This window comes from Nocardioides sp., assembly GCF_035503875.1.
Classification (GTDB): domain Bacteria; phylum Actinomycetota; class Actinomycetes; order Propionibacteriales; family Nocardioidaceae; genus Nocardioides.
Genome location: NZ_DATJTA010000053.1, coordinates 45335 through 53308, shown reverse-complemented (window position 1 = coordinate 53308; position 7974 = coordinate 45335). Strand labels below are relative to the sequence as shown.

The 7974-nt window shown below is 69.8% G+C and carries 9 protein-coding genes and 1 tRNA gene; 6 read left to right on the top strand and 4 right to left on the bottom strand.

What is annotated here, in order from left to right:
* Positions 1-183: 183 nt before the first annotated feature.
* The 4 genes from rplK to VMF51_RS12510 all read right to left on the bottom strand — a co-directional run bounded on the left by rplK (position 184) and on the right by VMF51_RS12510 (position 2228).
* The gene (rplK, locus tag VMF51_RS12525; protein ID WP_325474770.1) at positions 184-612 is read right to left on the bottom strand and encodes a 50S ribosomal protein L11; all 429 of its coding nucleotides are present in this window, start codon (positions 610-612) and stop codon (positions 184-186) included.
* Positions 613-866: 254 nt separating this feature from the next.
* Entirely contained in the window at positions 867-1775 is a 909-nt protein-coding gene (gene nusG / locus VMF51_RS12520; protein WP_414689465.1) for a transcription termination/antitermination protein NusG, read from the bottom strand.
* Between the two features lie 81 nt (positions 1776-1856).
* Positions 1857-2105 (bottom strand): preprotein translocase subunit SecE, encoded by a 249-nt coding sequence (gene secE, locus VMF51_RS12515; RefSeq protein ID WP_325474768.1) that lies wholly within the window; start codon positions 2103-2105, stop codon positions 1857-1859.
* A gap of 50 nt (positions 2106-2155) precedes the next feature.
* Positions 2156-2228 (bottom strand) — tRNA-Trp (locus VMF51_RS12510).
* Between the two features lie 298 nt (positions 2229-2526).
* On the opposite strand from VMF51_RS12510, the gene VMF51_RS12505 reads away from it, so the two are divergent.
* The 6 genes from VMF51_RS12505 to VMF51_RS12480 are packed head-to-tail and all read left to right on the top strand — an operon-like array spanning position 2527 to position 7919.
* The gene (locus VMF51_RS12505; RefSeq protein ID WP_325474767.1) at positions 2527-3435 is read left to right on the top strand and encodes a MetQ/NlpA family ABC transporter substrate-binding protein; all 909 of its coding nucleotides are present in this window, start codon (positions 2527-2529) and stop codon (positions 3433-3435) included.
* Between the two features lie 43 nt (positions 3436-3478).
* Positions 3479-4507, top strand: coding sequence for a methionine ABC transporter ATP-binding protein (locus VMF51_RS12500; RefSeq protein WP_325474766.1), 1029 nt, complete (start codon positions 3479-3481; stop codon positions 4505-4507).
* A 14-nt stretch (positions 4508-4521) separates the two neighbouring features.
* On the top strand, positions 4522-5187 hold the full coding sequence (locus tag VMF51_RS12495) for a methionine ABC transporter permease (protein ID WP_414689466.1): 666 nt from the start codon (positions 4522-4524) through the stop codon (positions 5185-5187).
* A gap of 25 nt (positions 5188-5212) precedes the next feature.
* Positions 5213-6436 carry a pyridoxal phosphate-dependent aminotransferase gene (locus VMF51_RS12490; protein WP_325474764.1) on the top strand — a complete coding sequence of 408 codons (1224 nt, stop codon included), beginning with the start codon at positions 5213-5215 and terminating at the stop codon, positions 6434-6436.
* Positions 6433-7464: an adenosine deaminase gene (locus VMF51_RS12485; RefSeq protein WP_325474763.1), complete on the top strand. Its 1032-nt coding sequence runs from the start codon at positions 6433-6435 to the stop codon at positions 7462-7464. Before VMF51_RS12490 ends, VMF51_RS12485 begins: the two co-directional genes overlap by 4 nt.
* Entirely contained in the window at positions 7461-7919 is a 459-nt protein-coding gene (locus VMF51_RS12480) for a hypothetical protein (RefSeq protein ID WP_325474762.1), read from the top strand. Before VMF51_RS12485 ends, VMF51_RS12480 begins: the two co-directional genes overlap by 4 nt.
* Positions 7920-7974 lie beyond the last annotated feature (55 nt).

Below are 7974 nucleotides of genomic sequence, written 5' to 3'. Positions count from 1 at the left end.
ACTTCTTCTTCGACGCGCCCTTGGCGATCTTGATCGCGGCCAGCGGGGCGTAGAGCTCGTCCTTGTCGAACGTCTCGGCCGCTGCGCGGTAGGTCTTGCTGCGCTGCATGAGGCTTTCTCTTCTCTCTCGAAGGATGTGGTGAGCGGGCCAGCGCGGCCCTGCCACGGTGCTGCTGGAGCTTCTTACGGGGTCTCGACGCCCATCGAGCGCGCGGTGCCCTCGACGATCTTCATGGCCGCGTCGATGTCGTTGGCGTTGAGGTCGGGCAGCTTGGTCTGCGCGATCTCGCGGATCTGGTCCTTGGTCAGCTTGCCGACCTTCTCCTTGTGCGGGACGCCCGAGCCCTTCTGGAGGCCGGCGGCCTTCTTGATCAGCTCGGCGGCCGGCGGGGTCTTCGTGATGAAGGTGAAGGACCGGTCCTCGTAGATGGTGATCTCGACCGGGATCACGTTGCCGCGCATGGACTCGGTCTGCGCGTTGTAGGCCTTGCAGAAGTCCATGATGTTGACGCCGTGCGGACCGAGGGCGGTACCGACCGGCGGGGCCGGGGTCGCGGCACCGGCCTGCAGCTGCACCTTGACCAGTGCGGCGATCTTCTTCTTGGGAGGCATGTTGCTTCTCTTTCTGTTCCGTGGTCATGACGAGGTCGTCGTACGACGGCCTCTGCCACCTGCTTGTTGCTGAGCAACCGATCTATTGTGCGGCTCGAGTCGTCTGCTGGCGAATCGGGCTGATGTGCTCGCGAGAGCCGAATCAGGGTTTCGAGACGTGTCGCGCAGTCCCTCACTCCGTTCGGGTCTGCGCCGACACCCTCAACCTCCTCGGCTGTCCCGTCCCTCGCAGGCTCGGGACGGGGCCTCGGACCTCAGACTCGCTGAATCTGGCTGAAGCTGAGTTCGACGGGGGTCTCGCGACCGAAGATCTCGACGAGGGCCTTGACCCGCTGCGACTCGGCGTTGATCTCGGTGATCGTCGCGTGCAGCGTGGCGAACGGGCCGTCGACGACCATGACCGAGTCGGAGACGTCGAAGTCGGCGACCTCGACGGGGCGCTTGGCGGTGGTGCCGGCGGGGGCCGGGGTGCCGGCGGCGGACGCCGCGGCGGCGGCCTCGGCCTCGGCCTGCGCGACCACGGCGGGGGCGAGCATGCTCTCGACCTCGCTCATGCTCAGCGGCACCGGCTGGTGGCTGTGGCCGACGAAGCCGGTGACCGACGGCGTGTGTCGCACGGCCGACCAGGACTCGTCGGTGAGGTCCATGCGGACCAGGACGTAGCCGGGGAGGACGGTGCGCTTGACCATCTTGCGCTGACCGTTCTTGATCTCCGCGACCTCCTCGGTGGGGACCACGATCTCGTGGATGTAGTCCTCCATGTTGAGGGAGATGATGCGGTTCTCCAGGTTCGACTTCACCCGGTTCTCCATGCCGGAGTAGGTGTGCACGACGAACCAGTCGCCCGGCTTGGCCCACAGCTCGCGGCGGAAGGCCTCGAGCGGGTCCTCGTCGGCGGCGGCGTCGTCGGCATCCTCGGGCGCCTCGTCACCCTCGGCCTCGCTGAGGTCGTGGCTGGTCACGCCGTCGGCGTCGGTGTCGTCGAGGCCCATGTCCTCGTCGGTGTCCTCGTCGGTGACCTCGGCGTCGAGACGCGGGTCCTCCTCGATCTCCGGACCGTCGTTCGGCTCGCCGTACTGGTCCTCGAGGCTGGCCTCAGGCTCGGTCTCGGCGGTCGCGTCGACCTCGAACGGATCCTGCTGCTCCGACACGTGCTGCTCCATCACTTCGCTGTGCTCGTCTGTCCCGGCTGGTCGCCGGGACCGGTGGACCGAAGGCTCGCGGTCAGCCCGCGAGCGACCCGGTCACGTCTGGTCGGGCCCCGTGAAGATCGCGAACACGAGCTTGCCGAAGGCCAGGTCGAGGGCGGAGACCAGGGCGATCATCACGAGCACGAACACCATGACCACGAAGAAGTACGTGACCAGCTGCTCCTGGGTCGGGTAGACGACCTTGCGCAGCTCGGCGACGACCTGGCGGTAGAACGTGGGGAGGCTCGTACGCTTGTCGGCCTTGCCGTCGCGCGGCCCGCGCATCGCCTTGCTGTCCGACACGACGCCAACCTCTCCTCGTTCGTTCGTCTGGTCAGGTGACCAGTGTCCTGCAGGGCACGAGGGACTTGAACCCCCAACCTTCGGTTTTGGAGACCGATGCTCTGCCAGTTGAGCTAGTGCCCTCCGTCGGAATCCGGGCACGCCGAAGCATGCGGGGAATCCAGCAGAGTGGATCCTACGGGTACGACCTCGACGCCGTCCAAATGGATCACCGATCCACCGTGTCGACCGCCACGTCGCCCAGCGGGAATCGGGTCGTTCCGGCCGTCGTTGACGCCCGTGTCCGCGCGGCGTACCGGCCTCGTGGATCCAAACAATTTTTTGTCTATCGACATTGAGTATTACCGTCGGCCCGGGAGCCACCGCCCCCGCCCGAGAGATCCCGTGAGACCCGGCCACCAGCCGGAACGGAGAGGAACCCATGTCCGACCAGCTCGTCGATGCCCCCCAGTCCCGCACCGGCCTGTACGCCGTCGTCGCGGTCGTCGTACTCGCCGTGATCGCCGCCGGGGCGTTCTTCGTCCTGCGCGACGGCGACGAGGACACGATCAAGATCGGCGTCGTCGGCGCCAGCGACCCGTACTGGGAGACCTACCGCGAGGCCGCCGCGGACGAGGGCATCGACGTCGAGATCATCGACTTCGCCGACTACGCGCAGCCCAACCCGGCGCTCACCGAGGGCGACCTCGACCTCAACCAGTTCCAGCACATGGTCTACCTGGCCGGCTACAACGTGGACTCGGGCGAGGACCTGGTCCCGGTCGGCTCGACGGCGATCTACCCGCTCGGCCTGTACTCGACGAAGCACGACTCGGTCGAGGACATCCCGGCCGGCTCGACGGTCGCCGTGCCCGACGACGAGAGCAACCTGGCGCGCGCCCTGCTCATCCTGCAGTCGGCCGGCCTGATCGAGCTCGCGGACGGCGGCTCGATCTACTCGACCCTCGACGACGTCGACGAGTCGGCCTCCCGGGTGCAGGTCACCGCACTGAAGGCCGACCTGACGCCCACCTCGCTGCCCGACGTCGCAGCCGCGGTCATCAACAACGACTTCGTCGAGGACGCCGGCCTGTCGTTCGCGGACGCGATCGCCCAGGACGACCCCGAGGACCCCAACGCGCTGCCGTACGTCAACATCTTCGCCGCCCGCGCCGAGGACAAGGACGACGAGACCCTGCAGAAGCTCGTCGAGATCTTCCAGGACACCCAGGCCGTGCAGGACGGCGTCCAGGAGGTCTCCGGCGACACCGCCGAGCTGGTGAAGATCCCGGTCGCGGACCTGGAGACGTCGCTGGCCGACGTCGAGGAGGACACCCGCGCCCAGCGGTGACCTGCGACTCCCCCACCCACCACGCCCCCGGAGGACCCGCAGCATGGCCCTGCTCGAGATCCGAGACGTCCGCAAGGAGTTCCCCGCCCGCTCCCGCGGCGGCAGCCCGACCGTCGCCGTCGACGGCGTCGACCTCGACGTCGAGGCGGGCGAGATCTTCGGCATCGTCGGCTACTCCGGCGCCGGGAAGTCGACGCTGATCCGCCTGGTCAACGCCCTCGAGCCCGCCACCTCCGGCTCCATCAAGGTGGCGGGCACCGAGATCGTCGGGCTCGGCGAGCGGCAGCTGCAGGAGGTACGCCGGGGCATCGGGATGGTCTTCCAGCAGTTCAACCTGATGAACTCCCGGACCGTCTACGGCAACCTCGCGTTCCCGCTGCAGGTGGCGGGCGTGCCGAAGTCCGAGCACCGGGCGCGGATCTCGGAGCTGCTGCACTTCGTCGGCCTGGCCGACAAGGCGCTGGCCTACCCCGACCAGCTCTCCGGGGGCCAGAAGCAGCGGGTCGGCATCGCCCGCGCCCTGGCCACCTCGCCCAGCCTGCTGCTCGCCGACGAGGCGACCAGCGCCCTGGACCCGGAGACCACCCAGGAGGTGCTGGCCCTGCTGAAGCAGGTCAACACCGAGCTCGGCATCACCATCGTCCTGATCACCCACGAGATGGAGGTCATCAAGACGATCGCCGACCGGGTGGCGGTGATGGAGCAGGGCCGGGTGATCGAGCAGGGGCCGGTCTTCGACCTGTTCTCCCGTCCGCAGCACCCCGCGACCCGGCGGTTCGTCTCGACCCTGATCGACGACGAGCCGTCGGCACGCGCCCTGGAGGTGCTGCAGGAGCGGCACGACGGGCGCTTCGTCACCCTCGCCTTCCGCGACCCGGCGGTGCGCCAGTCCCAGGTCTTCGCCGAGCTGATCGCGCGCGAGGTGGCCTTCGAGCTCGTCTACGGCGGCATCGAGGACATCCAGGGCCAGACGTTCGGCAACCTGACGCTCTCGCTCACCGGCGACCCGGCGCAGATCGAGGCCGCCCTCGCCGCCGTACGCGAGCGGGTCGACGTGCGGGAGGTGGCGTGATGTACGCCGGCATCCTGGGCGACACGCGGCTCCCCGAGCTCACCGACCTGCTGTGGGAGGAGACGTTCGCGACCCTCTACATCGTCGGGCTGACCCTGCTGATCGGCGGACTGTTCGGCCTGGTGCTGGGCCTGGCGCTCTCGACGACCCGGCGCGGCGGGCTGCTCGCCAACCGGCCGGTCTTCGTGGTGCTCAACGTCGGGGTGAACTTCTTCCGGCCGATCCCGTTCGTGATCTTCATCGGCGCCGTCCAGCCCTTCTCCCGGGCGGTCGTCGGCACCGGCATCGGCGAGAAGGCGATCATCTTCGCGATGACCCTGGCGGCGACCTTCGGCATCAGCCGGATCGTCGAGCAGAACCTCGTCGGCGTCGACCCGGGCGTGATCGAGGCGGCCCGCTCGATGGGTGCGGGACGGCTGCGCATCGTGCTGACCGTGCTGATCCCCGAGGCGCTGGGGCCGCTGATCCTGGGCTACACGTTCGTCCTGGTGGCGATCATCGACATGTCCGCGATCGCGGGCGCGATCGGGGCCGGCGGGCTCGGTGCGTTCGCCCTGCAGTACGGCTGGCGCCAGTTCGACACGGTCGTCACCTGGACCACCGTCCTGATCATCGTCGCGCTCGTCCAGATCGCGCAGTTCGGCGGCAACAGCCTGGCGCGGAAGGTCATGCGGAGATAGATCCAGCGGCCTCTACGATGGCCCCATGACCTCTCCCGGAAGCCCTCGTGACCGTCGCGTCTCCCAGCGGATCGGCGCCATCGCCGAGTCCGCGACGCTGAAGGTGGATGCGAAGGCGAAGGCGCTGAAGGCCGAGGGCCGTCCGGTGGTCGGCTTCGGCGCCGGCGAGCCCGACTTCCCGACGCCGGGCTACATCGTCGACGCGGCCGTCGAGGCCAGCCGCGACCCGAAGAACCACCGCTACACCCCGGCCGGCGGCCTGCCCGAGCTGAAGAAGGCGATCGTCGAGAAGACCGCCCGCGACAGCGGCCTGGTCGTCGAGCCGGCCCAGGTGCTGGTGACCAACGGCGGCAAGCAGGCCATCTACGAGGCCTTCGCCGCGATGCTCGACCCGGGCGACGAGGTGATCGTGCCCGCGCCGTACTGGACCACCTACCCGGAGTCGATCCAGCTCGCCGGCGGCGTGGCCGTCGAGGTGCTCGCCGACGAGACCCAGGACTACAAGGTCACCGTCGAGCAGCTCGAGGCGGCCCGCACCGAGAAGACCAAGGTGCTGCTGTTCGTCTCGCCGTCGAACCCCACCGGCGCCGTCTACACCGCCGACGAGATCCGGGCCATCGGCGCCTGGGTCGAGGAGCACCAGCTGTGGGTGCTCACCGACGAGATCTACGAGCACCTCGTCTACGACGACCTGGCCGAGGGCGGCACGGGTTCCCTGCCGGTGCTGTGCCCCGAGCTCGCCGACCACTGCGTCGTGGTGAACGGCGTCGCGAAGACCTACGCGATGACCGGCTGGCGCGTCGGCTGGGTGATCGGCCCGAAGGACATCATCAAGGCCGCCACCAACCTGCAGTCGCACGCGACCTCCAACGTCGCCAACGTCTCCCAGCGCGCCGCCATCGCCGCGCTGGAGGGCGACCTGTCGGCCGTCGACGAGATGAAGGCCGCCTTCGACCGGCGCCGCCGCACCATCGTGACGATGCTCAACGAGATCGACGGCGTCCTCTGCCCGACTCCAGGTGGTGCCTTCTACGCCTACCCGTCGGTGAAGGGCCTGCTCGGCAAGGAGTACGGCGGCCGCACGATCAGCACCTCCGCCGAGCTCGCCGAGTACATCCTCGACGAGGCCGAGGTCGCCGTCGTGCCGGGTGAGGCGTTCGGCTCGCCGGGCTACCTGCGACTCTCGTACGCGCTCGGGGACGACGACCTGGTCGAGGGGATCACCCGCCTGCAGAAGCTCTTCGCTTGAGAGATCTGCTCGCGCTGCCGAAGGCGCATCTGCACCTGCACTTCACCGGGTCGATGCGCCACGAGACCCTGCTCGAGCTCGCCGAGCGCGACGGGATCTCGCTGCCGGACCAGCTCGTCTCGGAGTGGCCGCCGCGGCTGTCGGCGGCCGACGAGAAGGGCTGGTTCCGGTTCCAGCGCCTCTACGACGTCGCGCGCTCGGTGCTGCGCACGGAGGGCGACGTACGCCGGCTCGTGCGGGAGGCGGCCGAGGACGACGTCCGCGACGGCGGCCGCTGGCTGGAGATCCAGGTCGACCCGAGCGGGTACGGCGCCCGCTTCGGCGGGATCACCGCCTTCACCGACCTGGTCCTCGACGCCGTCCGGGAGGCCTCGCAGGCCACCGGACTCGGCATGGCGGTCGTGATCGCCGCCAACCGCACCCGGCACCCGCTCGACGCCCGGACGCTGGCCCGGCTGGCCGCCCAGTACGCCGGCCGCGGGGTGGTCGGCTTCGGGCTCTCCAACGACGAGCGGCGCGGCAGCACGGTCGACTTCGCGGGCGCCTTCTCGATCGCCGAGCGGGCCGGTCTCGCGCTGGTCCCGCACGGCGGGGAGCTGCGCGGGCCGGAGCACATCGGCACCTGCCTGGACGCGCTGCACGCCGACCGGCTCGGGCACGGGGTCCGCTCCGCCGAGGACCCGGCGCTGCTGGACCGGATCGTCGCCGCGGGCGTCGTGCTCGAGGTCTGCCCGGTCTCCAACGTCGCGCTCGGCGTCTACTCCGACCTGACCTCGGTCCCGCTGCCGACGCTGCTGGCCGCCGGCGCGACGGTCGCCCTCGGCGCCGACGACCCGCTCCTGTTCGGCTCTCGGCTCGCGGGCCAGTACGCCACGATGCGCGCCGCCCACGACCTCTCCGACGCCACACTCGCCGAGCTGGCCCGCATGTCGGTGCGCGCCTCCCGTGCCCCCGAGGACGTCCGCACCGGCGTGCTGCGGGAGATCGACGCGTGGATGGCCGCCGACGCGGACCCGGTGGCGCCATGACCGGCCGTCCCGACGAGCCCGAGCAGCAGGGCTGGCCGCAGTACCAGCCGCAGCAGCCGTACCAGCCCGAGGCACCCTGGCAGCAGCCGTCGTCCCCACCCGTGCCCCCACCCGGCTACGGCTACGGCTACCCGCGCGAGACGCACGGCGGCGCGACCACCTCGATGGTGCTCGGCATCATCGCCCTGGCCTGCCTGCCGCTCGCGTTCATGTGCTGCGGCATCACGCTGCCCGGGATGCTCACCGCCCCGTTCGCCTGGGTGATCGGCGCGCGGGCCAAGCGCGAGATCGACGCCCAGCCGGGGCGCTACACCAACCGCGGCTCCGCGGAGGCGGGCGTCGTCATGGGCATCATCGGCACGGTCCTGGGCGTGCTGGCTCTCGCCGCGGTCGTGCTGTTCTTCGGCCTGCTGGCCTACTCGGTGCCCGACCCGGGCCTCGGCACGAACGTCTGAGAGTCCCCGTGCGGATCGCGTAACACGGAATTAATTCCGATTGGTAGTAATCGGA

Coding starts and splice junctions, on each gene's coding strand:
- nusG (WP_414689465.1), bottom strand. CDS start 1,775: ATGGAGCAGCACGTGTCGGAGCAGCAGGATCCGTTCGAGGTCGACGCG.
- VMF51_RS12490 (WP_325474764.1), top strand. CDS start 5,213: ATGACCTCTCCCGGAAGCCCTCGTGACCGTCGCGTCTCCCAGCGGATC.
- VMF51_RS12505 (WP_325474767.1), top strand. CDS start 2,527: ATGTCCGACCAGCTCGTCGATGCCCCCCAGTCCCGCACCGGCCTGTAC.
- VMF51_RS12500 (WP_325474766.1), top strand. CDS start 3,479: ATGGCCCTGCTCGAGATCCGAGACGTCCGCAAGGAGTTCCCCGCCCGC.
- VMF51_RS12480 (WP_325474762.1), top strand. CDS start 7,461: ATGACCGGCCGTCCCGACGAGCCCGAGCAGCAGGGCTGGCCGCAGTAC.
- rplK (WP_325474770.1), bottom strand. CDS start 612: ATGCCTCCCAAGAAGAAGATCGCCGCACTGGTCAAGGTGCAGCTGCAG.